Raw genomic sequence first — 13,889 nt, 5'->3', positions numbered from 1 at the left:
AAGAGGGTCGAGCAGCCGACTGCTGTCTTCGTGAGCGTCGAGATGGGGTTCTCCGATCTAGAGCAGGATGTGTGAGCTCTGCGGGATGCCGAGGTGTTGGGCGGCGGAGGCGCCGAGGGCTGCGAGGGGGAGTTGTGAGGACGGGGACCAGGCCGGACGCCAGGTCGGACCAGCCGGACCGGTCCGGGACGGATCGGTCCGGGACGGATCGCCGTACGCCGTGGCGACCGGTACGCGTGGCGGATGGTCGACGAGGCGCCGGTGAAAGTGGTTCTCGCGATGTGCGTTCGGCAGCCAGAACAGGACAGGACACGAGACGCCCGCGGATTCAGCGAGGTCGGCGTATCCGGTGAGCTTGGCGAGGAGCCGTGCGTGGGGTTCGGTGCCGGTGTCGTATTCGAGGAAGAACTCGCACTTGGCGTCGTTTTGCCGCCATCGGCCGAAGCCGTCCGGCCGCAGTCGCGTTCCGAGCGCGCGGGCGGTGGCGCGTTCGGAGCGCCAGGTCTCGAGCATGGCGCCGGGGGTTTGTCGGGCGTAGCCGAGCAGCTGGCAGAACACCTCGTTGACACCTCGCAGGTGCCCGAGGTCCGGGCGTAGCGCGATGGCGGCTGCGTCGTACGTCGATCGGCGTCGCAGCCGAGAACCGTCGGCATCGGTGGAGAGCAGGTCGAGGGTCCGAGCCGTGGCGACGCAGTGAGCCTGCGACGACCCGCGCTGCAGCGGAGGTCGGAAGGTCTCGACGAGCTTGAGCGCCCGCAGCACCGCCACGCGGCTCCGGCACTTTCGTACGTCAGGGAACAGCGCCACTGCGAGCTGTCCGATGGTGAGCACCTGGTGTTCAGCCAGCAGTCGCAGCACCTCGGCGTCTCGTTCGGTCAGCCGGTCGCCGGCCCTGGTGGCGTCGGAGATCGGCCGGGTCGGGGTTCGGATCGTCACGCGCGGCCCCGTGCAGCAGCGTGGACGGCGGCGCGGATCGCGTCGGCGCGTCCTGGGATAGCCGGCTGCGCTGGTCGGGTCCGCATCGTGAAGGCTCGGACGTGCGCGCTCTTCGCCGTCAGCCGAGCCGCGGCTTGGAAGGCGTCGAGGTGGGCCAGGTCGTGCTCGCCGAGCAGAGGGCCGACGTGCGCTGCGAGTGCGCGCGCGTCCTGCGGCGAGCAGGTGAAGAAGACCTTGTTCCGGGCGTTCGCCGAGATGCCTTCGGCGAGATCTGTCGGGAGCTGGGCGAGGTTCTGGTGGGCGAGGGTGAAGGAGACCCGGTAGGCGCGAGCTTCGGCCAACATGTCCTCCAAGCTGTAGGGCAGGTTCAGGAAGTTGTGGGCTTCGTCGAGGTAGACCGAGGCGTCCGGGCGCGCTTGCTCGGGTCGGCCCGCACGAGCGGTCGTTGCGTGCCATGCGGCGGCGAGGATGAACGAGCCGAGTAGACGCATCGTGTCGTCGCCGAGCACGCCTTTGGGTAGCCTGACTAGGCAGATCCCGCCGTCCAGGACCCGACCGAGGTCAATCGTTGAACGCGGCTGCGCAATGACGTCGGCCACGAACCGCCGGAGCAGGAAGGCGCGGAGCTTATTCTGGAGCGGCGCCGTGATGGCGGCCTGGGACTGGGCCGACAGATCGGCGAAGCCGGTCCAGAAGTGATCCAGCATCCTGTGATCGCCCTCGGCGAGGCTGGCTGTTCGTGCGGTGCGGAAGACTTTGTCGCTCAGCAGCTGGGAGACGTCCGCGAGCGTCGGCGGCCGGTCTCGTGCGGTAGCGAGGAGGGTCAGGCATGCGGCGCGTAGGACGTCGTCGGTGCGTGGACCCCATGAGGACGCGAACAGCCGCCGGAAGATCCCCACGAGGTTGTCCACGGTCAGTTCGGGGTCGCCCTGCGCCAGGATGTTGAGACAAGGCGGCGGCCCGGAGTCCGTCGGGTCGATCAGGACCAGGCGGTCAGCCGCCGATAGCGGGAGCCGGTCGAGGAGGTCCCCGACCAAGTCACCCTTCGGGTCCAGGACGAGGACGCCCCGGCGGGCGTCCACATCGTCGAGGATCATGCGCGCCATCAGCGTCGACTTGCCGGAGTTGGTCGCGCCCATGATGTGGAAGTGCTGGCGGGCGTCCGGGACCGCGACGCTGACTGGCCGGATCGGCGAGGTGTCCGCGTCTCCGAGGATCTTGTGGCCGTGGGAGAGCGCCGGGATCTCCGGAGGCGGGGCGATCGAACGCGCACCGGCACGAGGCACGCCGACGACGTCGGCATCCAGCGGGAGATGCGCGATGCCTGCCAGTTCGGCGACGGTAAGAAGATCACCCCGGCCCATCCGGCGCGACGCGAGCGCGGACGGTGGGCCCGTCAGGCGGTGACGGGCCCACGAGTTCCGTTCTGCGAAGACACCGAAGGCGGAGGCCAGGCTCTCGGTGATGCTGCGGGTCCGCTTGTCTGCATCGGGCCCGGTTGATTCGGTGCCTGCGGCGTATCGGATCTCTACCGCCCACAGAGGTCCGACCGTCTTCGTGACGGCCGATCGAAGTGCTGCGGCGTGCGCAGGATCAGCCGGCCCCGTCTGCGGCTTCGCGTTGGGGGTCCACTCGTCGAGAAACGTGCTGACCGGGGTCATCGTGCCCAGGTCACGAAACGTGCGTGCGCGGAACCGGTTGAGCTGGAATTGCAGCTGCCGCACCCGCCGACCCGCAGCGGGTCGGGCGAGGATCTGGACGCACGCGCTTTCGGAAGGCCGCAGCTTTCGGCCGGCTTGCAGCAGCGGGCGGAGCGGATCGGACGTGTGCTTGACCTTCAGCGGCAGATAGGAAGGCTTGGCCAACCGAAGCCGGCCGCACGTCGAAGCCTGGGCAGTGATCGGGATCGGAGCTGGCGAGACGATCTGTGCGTAGACGCCAGGCCACGCGGCTTCGGCGGCCGTGGCCATGACGTCAGCGGAGATCGAAGGCGGAACCCAGACGCCGAGGCTGAGGCCTTCGCTGCTCCAGAGGAACTCGAAAGCCAGATGGGGTTGCCTGTCCAGGATCCCTTGCCACCTGGGACGAAGCAGTGCATGAAGGTGGGTCCAGAACGCCTCGGCGCATCCCGGCTCGACCTCGGGCGGCAGCTTGAGGATGACGTATCGCGCCGACGCGTCCGTCACCGCGCGATGACGCCGCGCCTGCTTGAGGTACCAGCACGCGAGCGCTGAACACGAAGCGGTGCCCAGCATGGGGACGCCGATGAGCCACCAGTCACAGACGCTCTGCTCGGCCGACGCCAGGGCTAGGGAGAAGAGATCGGTTGGGTGCAGCAGCCACCGGCCGAGGAGGGACGAGTTCGGCGCGCTCATGCGCTCCACTCCTCATCGAGCCGAGCCAGCTGCGCGGGATCGGTTGTGCAGAGCTCGTCCTCACGGGTTGAGGCGACTGAGGAGAACGCGGCCCGCGAATTGCCTTGCATGACCAGGCCTTGACCACGGCTGGCAGATAGCAGGAACGCGCGCTCGCCACCCGAGAGCCGGAACGCCTGAGCGATTTGGTCGACGGACTGCGGGGCCTGACGCAGCAGCACCGCGCTCGCAGCGTTCGACACGACCGCCATACCGAGTTCGGTCGAGAGCAGGTCCGCAGCGTCCTGCGTGACGACTGACAGCCCGGCCCAGCACTTCCGCGACGCCTTGGCCATGCGGAAGAGGAACCGTGCTCCCGCCGGCTCCTTCATCAGCCACCAGGCTTCGTCGACGACCACCAGACGGCGGCGCCGGTTGGCCGGGTCTGACACCCGGCGCCACATCAGATCGAGGGTGAGGAGCGTCCCGATCGGCTTCAGCTCATCGGGCAGTTCCCGCAGCGCGAACACCGCGAGGTGGCCGCCGGCTGAGTGTGCCGTCGGGCCGTCGAACAGACCGGAGAAGGAACCGGAGGTGTGCGGGGCCAGCTCTGCTGCCAGTGCTGAGGCATCCGGTGTGTCAGATGTGGTGAGTAGTTCGGCGACATCTCGGAGCGTTGGGGCGGGCCGCCGGTGAGTCCGAGCATCGTTGGTGATCCCCGCATGCTCGTAGGCGGCGAGGATCGCGCCGTCCAGGGCCGCGTGCTGGCCAGCGGTCAGGTCCCGGCCGAGGAGCACGGACACCACGGTGTGCCCGAACAGGGTCCGGCGGCGGATCGCATCGGAGCTGTCGCCGGTGTTCGGAAGATCGAAGGGGTTGATGCGGACGCCTGGAGCACCGAGGCTGACGACCGTTCCGCCTACGGCGTGCGCGAGCCGGGCGTACTCCTGCTCCGGGTCGATGACCATGACCTCAACGCCCTGGTAGAGGTTCCGGAGGACGTCGAGCTTGGCGAGATAGGACTTCCCGGCGCCGGATTGGGCCAGGACCACCGAGTTGTGGTTCGGCGCCGCCCAGCGGTCCCACATCACCAGTCCGGAGTCGGTCGCGTTGACCCCGAGCAAGACGGCTGACGTCGAGTTCTGCGGTAGCGGCAGGTCGCCGGACGTGAACGGGAACAGCGTTGCCAAAGCCTCGGTGTCGAACGTCCGCCGGATCTTCAGCAGGTCCAGGCCAAGAGGCAGCGTCGAGCACCAGCCCTGGACCGTCCGGAACGTGGCAGGTACGAGGCGCAGTAGCATCCCCTCCGCGAGCGAGCGGACCTGAGCTGTGAGTTCGGCGAGTTCATCGGCGCTGTCGGCGTGGATCGTCAGATAGATCCCGACCCCGAACAACTTCCCCTCGCCACAGGCGACGCGGTAAGCGAGTTCGCGCGCGTCAGCGGCAGCTGCCTCGGTGGCGGGGTCGTCGAGGTGCCCGCGTGAGGCGGCGTGCCGACGGCCGGATTCCAGCCGGGCGCGCTGCTTGCGTAGGCGGTCCGCAGCGATAGGGCTCGGGACCGGCTCGATATGGACGGCGACGCCGATCCGCGCAGGGAAGCTCAGCAGCGGTTCGAGCCAACCGGCCGCGACCTCGGCCGGGTAGTCGGCGACTGCGAAGGTCGCGGCGATCGTGTCGCCGACTTTGAGGGTGTGGGTGCCCACTTCAAGACTTGCCGGACCCAGGCCCAGGACGTTGCGGGTTTGATGGGCCGGTCGGGTAGTCCAGATGGGTAGCATCTTGAGGGCTGCGGTGAGCGAGGTCATGATCAGGCTCCTGAGGGGTCGAGAAGCGCGCGGAGATCGGCGGAGGCGGCGTCATGGCCGAGCGGCGAGACGCGGATCTCGCAAGCGGCGAGGTGGCTGACGGCATCCTCGGCGCGGCGGGCAACCCGCTGAGCGGCTGCCTTGCCCGGTTCACGCAGTGCGAGATGGATGCTCCGGGTCAGCAAAACGCGGGTGGCGGCGAGACCATCTAGGAACTCGGCGTGTTCCTGGGCGGAGTGGCCGAGAGCAGGGTGCGGGAGGTTGGCTGCCCGATCCCGGAGGATCCCAACGAAGCCGCTCACGTCGGCCGGGGCGTTCGTCGACGTGATTTGAGTCGGTCCGCTGAGGGAGTTGAGCCAGCGAGCGAACCCGCCGAGGAGGAGGTCTTGCTCGTCGGCAGTGCGCAGCCCGAAGTTGACCGTGCCCGCAGCGGCCACCAACGCGGTCCCGTCGGTGCCGAGGTCGATCACGCCGGTGTGGTCGAGGTCCGCGATGGGCAGCGACAGCGGCGCGGGCAAACACGGCGGCTTATTCAGCGCCTCGGACAGGAACGGCGGGGGCGGGGCCACGCCTTCGGGCGCCATCACTCGGCGCCGAGGTGTCCGCATCTGCCGCAGGGCTGCGGCTAGGAGGCGATCGATAGCCAAACCGTCGCGCTCGGTGGAGACGGCGACGCCGACAATCACCAGGAAGAACACAGCCGGGATCAGGAACGCGAACGGCGAGACCCAGGCACGCACGCCGAGCCATGCGCACCAGAGCCCTGTCGCAGTGCTGCCGATGATCGCGACTTGCCGGGCCGTTGCCGGCCCAAGTACTCGGTCCGGGCGGCTGACGTCGGCGGGGATGCGGACCGCGCTGTATCCGGCGGGACCATCCGACATGGAGCATCACCTTTCGCTGAGGGGTCTGAGCTTGGGTTTGTGGCTATTTGTAGGCCGTGGTGCACGAGGTGGAGTCGGTGGCGCCAAGTGCTTCGCCACCGGACTCGGGGAAGGAGGCTGAGGAACCGCCTGGGTTGGCCTGTCCCGAACGGGCGGTGTCTTTGACTGCGGCGGATTGGGCGACCGCGTCGTGTGCGAGATCGGGCGCTTTGCAGGGGTGATGAGAGGCCGAGGCGGTGTCGGTTGGGCTCGTGGGCTCCGAGTCGGCTCCTCAGCCGGTCGAGGAGTGACGGTGGCTTCTCTCGGTTCGGTGGCGCGGGGCCGAGACGAGAAACTCGGGCCCCGCGGCCCTCCGTGCAGGATTGGCAGCGGACCGAACTTGCCGTGCCCCGGCCCTGTACATGGCCGAGGGCCACGCCCCGGACCTCCCGGTGAGGTCGGCGGAGGCGGAAGCGGTCCGGTGCCGCCGCCGGGTCGAGATCGGCGACGGCCGACGTCGAAGCGACTCGGGATGGCGCCGAACGCCCGGTATTGCAGGTAGCTGCGCGCCAAGCCCGTGATCCGCGTCTGGCCGAGCGCCCCGCGCTGGAGAACTACCCGGCTCGTCCAGATCGGGATCTTGATCAGCATGAAGAACAGGACCAGGCAGATAAGCAGGTCGGTCAGGCCGCCGCGAGTCGGGAGGCCAAGAACGTTGTCCGCCTGCGGGTCGAAGAAGACCTGTAAGCAGATGATCAGGACCAGCGCCTGAAGGACCTGCGTTGCCAGGCACCCCAGGATGGCCCGCCACCACAGCTTGGCCAGCCCCTCCGTCTGGGGGTGGGCAAGGCAGGCGAGCGCGAGCGGGGCGCCGGCCGTCAACACCATCAGCACGGTTGCGCGCACCAGATCTGTGACGACCAGCGCGACGCCCAACACCGCGATGGCGCCGCCGATGATGACGAGGAACACCTCTCCGACCCCGTCGGGGAGGAAGACGTTGTAGACGATGAGGCTCGTCAGCCTGGACCCGATGCCCTCGGACGAGAGGTTCCCGTTCATCAAGGCCGCGACAAGCGCGTTGCCCAGAGACACGGACTGGCAGATCAACCACAGCGACGCGTTCGAAGCGACCATCCCGATGACCAGCCGAGGCGCGATCTCCTTGAGCTCATGCCGCGTCTGAAGCGTCCCGTGCGTCATGACGAGAATGCCGCCGGCCAGGATGAAGAGCACGTAGAGCGTGTTCGAGAGGATCAGGACGGAAGTCCAGATACTTGCGATGCGACCGCTGCTCAGGTTCGGGCTCGACAGCAACGACGTGGCGACAAACGGGAGCACCGGCTTGAGTGCGGACTTCACGAGATCGCCGAGCCAGGTATCGATGGCCTTCTCGATCTGGCCTGGGATGTCCCACCAGGACGGGTCCGCGCTTTTGGAGCTGGCGGGTCCTAGGGTCGGCGACGGAGTCATCGACCCGCCACCGATCAGCGGGCCATAGATGCCAGGTGCTGAAGGGAGCGTCGGAGCCGGAGTTGGAGGCGGGACGGGTGCCGGCGCTGTCGCTGCGAGCCTGGCGCCGCCGGGAATCGCGGCGATGGGTGATCCGTCCGCTGCGGTGTCCGCGCGTGCGGAGCCGATCAGCGTGCAGACCACCAGCACCAACGTCGAGACGGCCAGAGAGAGCGCTGCTACCCACCGCGGCATCTGCCGCTCGTTCACGAAGCCCCGACCATCGACTTGAGAGCATCGACCAGGACTGGCGCGAGGACGGCGAGCCCGTAGCCGCAGGCCGCGGACCGCAATGCTCCTTTGGCCTTCATCACCTCGCCTTCGTTGCCTCCAGCCATCAGGTAGCGCAGGCCACCAACGGTGACGAAGACGGTCGCCAGGCCCGACAGCAGACCGATGATCCAGGTCCGGACGTTGTCCATCACCTCGTTCAAGGTCAGGGGCTTTGCTGGGGTCGTGCCTGCCGCCGCGTCATCCGACGCAGCGGCGTCAGCGCGGGTGCCTGGGAAGGGCGCTACCTCAGCGAGAGCGCGGTGCGTCCCGGCCGGGGCGTTGATCGTCGTTACGTCTGAACGTGGCGAAGAGTCGGCCATGGCGGGCGCCATGCCGATCGTGGCTGCGGCGAGCGCTCCGAGCGACAAGGCGATGGCGTTTCGAAGTTGACGTCTCATGGCACTGATCTCCTGGATCTCGGGGAAAGCCGTCACGCTCGAAAGCGCGACGGCTCGGGCCACAGGGGTCAGGCAGCCGCCGAGAGTTCAGCCGATCGGCTCAGCGCAGGTCGTTGAGCAGGCCGGATGGTACGGACCCGCGCCTCATGGGCACGCGGGCGCTGGGTACCGTTCACGAACGCGACGAGCCGCGCCTCGGCACGCTGGCGGCGAATCTTCACTGCGTTGTAGGAGACGCCGAGGAGCGCGGCGTAGCCCTCCATGTCGATGCCCTCGAGCCGCGTTGCGGAGATCAACTCGGCATCAGACTCCGAAATGGCTTCCGCGGACACCGCACGCATGAGGACCATGTCGGGGTGTCCTGAAGGACGCGACAGGCTGTGAGCCTGTTCGGAGATCTCCTCCTCGCGCTCAGCGGTTCGACGATGCGCAACCACGAGCGCGTGGCCCGCACGGTAGGCAGCCCAGCGGAGCTTCGTCACGATGCCCGGCGCATCGATCTCCACGACAGCCAAGTGAGCCAGGAACCCGGCGAGGATCTCGGAGTCCAGTTCTTCGACATCGCCGTCGAAGCCGCGTGCCAGGGAGCCGGCGACGTTCCGGATCGCGGGCAGGGCCATGCCGATCGCGGCCAGCTGCCATGTCTCGTCACGTCGCGCCCTTCGCACGACCTCGGCCCAAACCGCGTCGCGCGCAGTCTGCGATGCCCCCGCGAGGAGACGGTGCTGAAGCTCATCGAGACGGATCATTCCCGACGGCAGATCGGCGGCGAGGCCGGAGACGTCGAGGCCCGGCACGGCGAGGCTTTCGCATAATGCGTGGAACGCCTCTGCGGCGAGGTCGAGTGGGGAAGAGCAGGAGACGATGACGCGGCCCATGACGGGCACCTCCAAGAGGTAGGCGGATGGATTCCGCCGCTCATGGGGCTCGCGGGCCCTCAGAACTTGATCAAGCGATCGGCAGCACTCGAAGAAGGCGCTTTCAGGGCCTGATTAGGGCAATGAGCTGGCCTTTTGATGAGTCGCTGTTGTTGCTCGCGTTCGTGTGCGGGAGCAGACCGGCGCATCAAGACGGCGGCCGACTTCTGCGGCCGCGCGTTGGTTCGACCCAGCGTTTGACGAGCTTCGGATGCTGCGACCGGATGGACTCTTGGGCCGCGACGTAGGCATTCACCCGATTGGCGTTGACCCCTGCGAGGCGGCACCACGGCTTTCGAGGCTGACAGGAACCACAGATCCGGACCGGCGAGAGCTATCCGGATCGTCAGCCCGAAGCGAGGCATCCGTGTTGAATCTCGACGTCACTCACGAACCCGAAGCGGCCCGACGAACCCTCACCGCGTTGGCGATCGCTCGCTATTCCGAGCCAGGTGGGCTCGTGGTCGATCTCGGCTGCGGGAACGGTCGAGCACTGGTCGAAGCAATCCGCGCAGACCGGCTCGCGATCGGGATCGAGCGCAACTCGCGACTGGCGAGTGAGGCCCGGGAGGCCGTAATCCGGGCCACGACTCACGGCGGCCCGGGCTTCGCGACCGTGGTCGTCGGCGAGTTGGTCGATGTGCCTCAGCTGGTCGGATCTGACTCGTTGCGGCGAGCCTCGCTCGTGCTCGTGGACCTTTCGCGCGTTGGAGTCCTCGGCGTCCACGGGCGCGTTGTCGCGGAGGGCGTCGTGGCGCGCCTTTCGGATGCGCTCGCCGGAGCACGGCAACTGGTGCGGCCAGGTGGACACGTTGTCGTTCAGGCAGAAATCCGCCAGCCCTTCTGCCGAGATCTTGCCGAGCTGCTTGCTGAGGTTGGCGCCGGGTCGGAGCTCGAAGTGGTCGCGCTGGATGGCGAGGCTGAGCGGTACCGGATGAGGTGCGCGCTCAGGCGCAACGAGGAAGTTGTGGTCTTGCGGTCTGTGGAGGTTGAAACGGGCGCCTAGTCGCGACACGAACTCGAGCAATTAGATCAGGTAGTTGATATAACCCTGAACCAGATGTTGACTTGATCTGAACCAGCCATCAACTGGTTCAAGGGAGTGGAAGCCCTGGCTGCCAGAGGACAACCAGGGCTGAAGTGCATCGCAACAACCATGAATCCAGGAGTGCAGTTGACGAACGAGCAGGGTAGCTCTGTCGCCTACACGCAGGAGATTCCGGTCGGCCGGCGTGCTTTGTCGGTCGCGGAGGTCGCCGCCATGTACGGGCTCCACCCGGCGACGGTCTACAGGGAGATCGAGGCCGGGAAGCTGACGGCGTTCGGCTTTGGCGGGACAGGTCGTGCCATCCGAGTACCGATCGCAGCTTTGGCCGACTACGAGGCCGCATCTATCAAGTTCAAGGCCGCTTGATCTAAGGGGCCGCGCGTCGAGGTGACGCGCGGCCCTCTGATCGCGCCGCACGTCGTACGAGGAAGAGGAATGGCGGACTGCTCACCCTTTTCGCATGGCCCAGAGCGGGGGCTGCTGTCCATCAAGGAAGCTGCCGCCGCGCTCGGTGTTTCGCAGAGCACGATGTACAAGCTGATCAAGGAGGAGAAGGTTCAGGTCGATCGGAGCGAAGGCCAGACCCGGGTGCCGTCCTGGGCGATCGACGAGTACATGGCCAACCCCGATCGCTCCAAGAGAGCGAAGCGACGAAGCCCTTCTTCACGTCGGAACCGGCCCGACGGTACCCGCGCTCCGAACGGCGAGTCCTCGATCTACTTCAGCGACAGCGACAAGCTGTGGCATGCGTGGGTGACGGTCGGCGTGAAGGACGATGGCAGTCCTGATCGGCGGCATCGGAAGTGCAAGGACGAGAAGGCACTCCGTCGCCGGGTCAACGAACTGGTGCAAGCGCGGGATGCTGGACACGTCGCCAAAGCGGGGTCATCGCTGGTCACTGTGGAGCAGTGGCTTACGCACTGGGTCGAGAACATCGCGGCACTGAAGGTCCGGCCCAGCACGCTCGCCAGCTACCGAGTGGCCGTGTTCCACCACCTCGTCCCGAACATCGGCAGGCATCGCCTGGAGAAGATCGAGCCGGAGCACTTCGAAGCGTTGTATCGGAAGATGCTTGAGGCGGCCTCCAAGCCAGCGACCGTCCATCAGGTGCACCGCACGGCACGTACAGCTTTCGGCGTGGCGTACACGCGGAGGCTGATCCCCAAGAACCCGGTAGCGTTCGCGACACCGCCGACGGTGGAAGAGATCGAGATCGACCCCTACACCGTTGAGGAGGTCGAGCGGATCCTCGTGACGGCGCTCAAGAGGCGAAACGGCTTCCGGTGGGTGTTGGCCCTGGTCTTCGGATTTCGTCAAGGCGAGGCTCTGGGCTTTCAGTGGTCCGACTTCAGGATCGACGACGAGGACACCGGTAACGAGACGATCTACGTCCGAAGGAACCGCTTGCGACCGAAGTACTCCCACGGCTGTTCCGACCCGTGTGCGAGGAAGTGGCCAGGTCTTTGCCCGCAACGGGTCGAGCTGTTGCCGAAGACCGGCTCGGTGAAGTCGAAGGCTGCCGAGCGCCCGTTTCCGGTTCCCCGACCGATTGTCTTCCTGGCGCGTGTGCATCGCGAGGCGCAGAGGCAAGAACGTCTGGCTGCGGGGCCGCAGTGGGTCGACGGAGGCTGGGTCATCGCGACCGAGACTGGCGAGGCTGTGAATCCGAGGACGGATTGGGACGACTGGAAGAAGCTTCTGAAGGCGGCGGGCGTTCGAGACGCGCGGCTGCACGACGCGCGGCATACGGCTGCGACACTGGCTCTCCTGGCCGGCGTACTCGATCGCACTGCACAGGTCCTCTTCGGCTGGGCCAATGCGAAGAACGGCGAGCGGTACCGGCATGTCACCCGCGCTGTACAGCGGGACGCAGCTGATCGATTGGAAGCGCTCGTCTGGAGCCCGCGGCTGGCTTTGGAGAGCGGTGCTGCGCCTCGGAGCGCAACTCCTGAGGATTAGCCCTAGTCTTGGCGGCCATACGGTGAGCTCTTGATCTGATTTCATCAGATCAAGAGCTCACCGTAGCCGGGTGTCCTCGGTAACGCTCTGCGCTCAGAAGTCGAAGATCCGGTCATGCATCTGGTTGTAGCGAGCTTCCGCGCGTCGAAGATCTGCGATCTCCTCGCGATACTTTGCCGCTATCTCCCGCATCAGCCAGTTATCGAAGTCCGCCGCCTTCTTGGCGTAGGCCTGCACCAAATCAACGATCATGATGTCGTCGCCCAAGCCAGTCATCCAGCGGCGCTCCGTAGCATTCCAATCCTTCCACCGAAGGAGCGGAGCGGTTCTCAACGTGAACGTGACCGAGAAGGAGTGCCGCGTGAACGTTTGTTGGCTCTGCCCCACAGGGAGCTCGTAGTGTGCCATGTAGTTGCGCAGCTTCTTAAGGAATGCACTGGCTGTGTCGGTGGCGAACACCGACTTCACCTCGTCGTCGTAGGCCTGCTTAAGTTCCGTATCGTCGAAGCGCTCGGTAGCGACGACGCGAAGCTGGTCCACGCGTGTGCTGATGCCGGTCAGGACGTTGTGGAGCAGTCGTTCGACCTCAGAAAGGAGTTCGTCGTGAGGGCCTGGGTTCCGAGTGTCGAAGAGGGCCAGTGCATCGTCGGGGTCTTGCACGCGTGCAACGAGACCGAGGTAGTCCGCCACGTTTCGTTGGAGAATGTACGAGATGCGGTCGATGCGTCCTAGAAGAGCCGTGATGCGGTAGCCAGGCGAGCGCGTGACCGCCTCTTGCAGCTCGATGAACGATGGCCGATCGCCCGGGGTAGCCCCACCCTCGTCGGCGTATTGCTGGCGCTCCAACTCTCGCCCCTTCCGCGACGCTGACTCCTGCCGTCCGCGATATGCACCGAACGCTACGCGCCACTACCCAGCCCGCGAAGCCGATTTTCGGGACAGCTGGAAACAACCTTCGCTCCAGCCTGGTTAAAACCACCCCTCAGGCTTCGGATCAGGTTCCCAGTCATGATCAGCGTCGAGGATGTGGCCTGGTTTGATGACTGGTGGTTCGATGTCGGTGAGCGGCGGTCTCTCAGCGACGTATGCAGCAATGAGCATCTGGACCCACCGGATGTACCGTCCGAGTCCAACGCCGATTCGGTGGGCTTCCTCTGGCGTCCGAGGGGATACGGAGAACCAGAATGCGAGCGTTTCGAGTTCGCGATAATGCCTGGTGATCAGTGGGTCAGCGACGACGGGAATCTCTGTCAGTAGTCCGCGCCGCAGTGACCTAATGGACTCGATGGCCGCTGCCAACTGCGGTGAGGCGGGCGTCAGGGTGCCACCCTCTTCTGAATAGCGCGCTGCCCTTTCCTTCGCCGCTGGCGGCAGACTCCATAGCTCCGCGTCCAGATCGGCGAGGCGTTCCAGGAGGGCGACCGCTGCCGCCGCGATCGGTCGTGGCGAAGCTCCAAGCGTTCTGCCTCGGCGGCGGCTGTTTGGGCTCGGATCTGCTGGCGACTTGCCAGCAGCGCCGCGCCGGCGCCTATGAGACCGCCTAGCACCGCACCTATGAGCCCGTCGAAAAAGGTCTTCCACTCCATCCCGGAATCTTCGCAGCGAACACAGCGTCCTGAGGCGAACAGTGGACTAGCGCGATCCGGTCGAAGGATCACAGTCGCGTGGATGAGCTCCGCCGCCGTGGCACTAGTGCGGTGCTCTGGATGGCTGGCTCGCGGTAGCTTCCGAAGAAGGCCCCGAAACTCGGAATGCAACCCGGAATGCAACCCTGGACGACGAGCCCCAATCCGCCGGAACAAAAGAGCGAGCCCCTGTCACGCG

Annotated in this window: 12 protein-coding genes; 3 read left to right on the top strand and 9 right to left on the bottom strand. The window is 66.5% G+C overall.

Annotated elements, in window-relative coordinates; genetic code table 11:
* Nucleotides 1–57: 57 nt before the first annotated feature.
* From CACI_RS42395 to CACI_RS42355, 8 genes are all read right to left on the bottom strand, one after another.
* Nucleotides 58–936 (bottom strand): replication-relaxation family protein, encoded by an 879-nt coding sequence (locus CACI_RS42395; RefSeq protein WP_015797125.1) that lies wholly within the window; start codon nt 934–936, stop codon nt 58–60.
* Nucleotides 933–3,311 carry a type IV secretory system conjugative DNA transfer family protein gene (locus tag CACI_RS42390; RefSeq protein WP_015797124.1) on the bottom strand — a complete coding sequence of 793 codons (2,379 nt, stop codon included), beginning with the start codon at nt 3,309–3,311 and terminating at the stop codon, nt 933–935. The genes CACI_RS42395 and CACI_RS42390 overlap by 4 nt, the downstream gene beginning before the upstream one ends.
* Nucleotides 3,308–5,095, bottom strand: a complete 1,788-nt coding sequence (locus tag CACI_RS42385) for a VirB4 family type IV secretion system protein (RefSeq protein ID WP_015797123.1) — start codon at nt 5,093–5,095, stop codon at nt 3,308–3,310. The genes CACI_RS42390 and CACI_RS42385 overlap by 4 nt, the downstream gene beginning before the upstream one ends.
* 2 nt (nt 5,096–5,097) lie before the next feature.
* A complete protein-coding gene (locus CACI_RS42380; protein ID WP_015797122.1) occupies nt 5,098–5,979 on the bottom strand; it encodes a PrgI family protein in 882 nt (293 codons plus the stop codon).
* Nucleotides 5,980–5,985: 6 nt separating this feature from the next.
* Nucleotides 5,986–7,680: a hypothetical protein gene (locus CACI_RS50790; protein ID WP_143765625.1), complete on the bottom strand. Its 1,695-nt coding sequence runs from the start codon at nt 7,678–7,680 to the stop codon at nt 5,986–5,988.
* Nucleotides 7,677–8,177 (bottom strand): pilin, encoded by a 501-nt coding sequence (locus tag CACI_RS50785; protein ID WP_143765624.1) that lies wholly within the window; start codon nt 8,175–8,177, stop codon nt 7,677–7,679. The genes CACI_RS50790 and CACI_RS50785 overlap by 4 nt, the downstream gene beginning before the upstream one ends.
* 32 nt (nt 8,178–8,209) lie before the next feature.
* Nucleotides 8,210–9,019 (bottom strand): sigma-70 RNA polymerase sigma factor region 4 domain-containing protein, encoded by an 810-nt coding sequence (locus CACI_RS42360; RefSeq protein WP_015797119.1) that lies wholly within the window; start codon nt 9,017–9,019, stop codon nt 8,210–8,212.
* A gap of 385 nt (nt 9,020–9,404) precedes the next feature.
* A complete protein-coding gene (locus CACI_RS42355) occupies nt 9,405–10,085 on the bottom strand; it encodes a hypothetical protein (RefSeq protein ID WP_041540788.1) in 681 nt (226 codons plus the stop codon).
* Between the two features lie 147 nt (nt 10,086–10,232).
* Between CACI_RS42355 and CACI_RS42350 the strand changes: the two genes are divergently transcribed.
* Nucleotides 10,233–10,472 (top strand): helix-turn-helix domain-containing protein, encoded by a 240-nt coding sequence (locus tag CACI_RS42350; RefSeq protein WP_015797117.1) that lies wholly within the window; start codon nt 10,233–10,235, stop codon nt 10,470–10,472.
* Nucleotides 10,473–10,541: 69 nt separating this feature from the next.
* On the top strand, nt 10,542–12,065 hold the full coding sequence (locus CACI_RS42345) for a tyrosine-type recombinase/integrase (protein WP_015797116.1): 1,524 nt from the start codon (nt 10,542–10,544) through the stop codon (nt 12,063–12,065).
* A 93-nt stretch (nt 12,066–12,158) separates the two neighbouring features.
* On the opposite strand, the gene CACI_RS42340 is transcribed toward CACI_RS42345, so the two are convergent.
* Nucleotides 12,159–12,911, bottom strand: a complete 753-nt coding sequence (locus CACI_RS42340; RefSeq protein ID WP_015797115.1) for a hypothetical protein — start codon at nt 12,909–12,911, stop codon at nt 12,159–12,161.
* A 162-nt stretch (nt 12,912–13,073) separates the two neighbouring features.
* Here CACI_RS42340 and CACI_RS50780 point away from each other — a divergent pair, with 162 nt between their 5' ends.
* On the top strand, nt 13,074–13,322 hold the full coding sequence (locus CACI_RS50780) for a hypothetical protein (protein ID WP_143765622.1): 249 nt from the start codon (nt 13,074–13,076) through the stop codon (nt 13,320–13,322).
* The last annotated feature ends 567 nt before the right edge of the window (nt 13,323–13,889 follow it).

The sequence above is a fragment of the Catenulispora acidiphila DSM 44928 genome, assembly GCF_000024025.1.
Lineage (GTDB): Bacteria > Actinomycetota > Actinomycetes > Streptomycetales > Catenulisporaceae > Catenulispora > Catenulispora acidiphila.
Note: the sequence above shows the minus strand (reverse complement) of the source record. Positions and strands in the feature narration are given on the sequence as shown.

Bases quoted from the DNA above. Each gene is read 5' to 3' on its own strand.
- CACI_RS42390 (WP_015797124.1), bottom strand. From the start codon at position 3,311: ATGAGCGCGCCGAACTCGTCCCTCCTCGGCCGGTGGCTGCTGCACCCA.
- CACI_RS42385 (WP_015797123.1), bottom strand. From the start codon at position 5,095: ATGACCTCGCTCACCGCAGCCCTCAAGATGCTACCCATCTGGACTACC.
- CACI_RS42380 (WP_015797122.1), bottom strand. From the start codon at position 5,979: ATGTCGGATGGTCCCGCCGGATACAGCGCGGTCCGCATCCCCGCCGAC.
- CACI_RS50780 (WP_143765622.1), top strand. From the start codon at position 13,074: ATGATCAGCGTCGAGGATGTGGCCTGGTTTGATGACTGGTGGTTCGAT.
- CACI_RS42345 (WP_015797116.1), top strand. From the start codon at position 10,542: ATGGCGGACTGCTCACCCTTTTCGCATGGCCCAGAGCGGGGGCTGCTG.
- CACI_RS42360 (WP_015797119.1), bottom strand. From the start codon at position 9,019: ATGGGCCGCGTCATCGTCTCCTGCTCTTCCCCACTCGACCTCGCCGCA.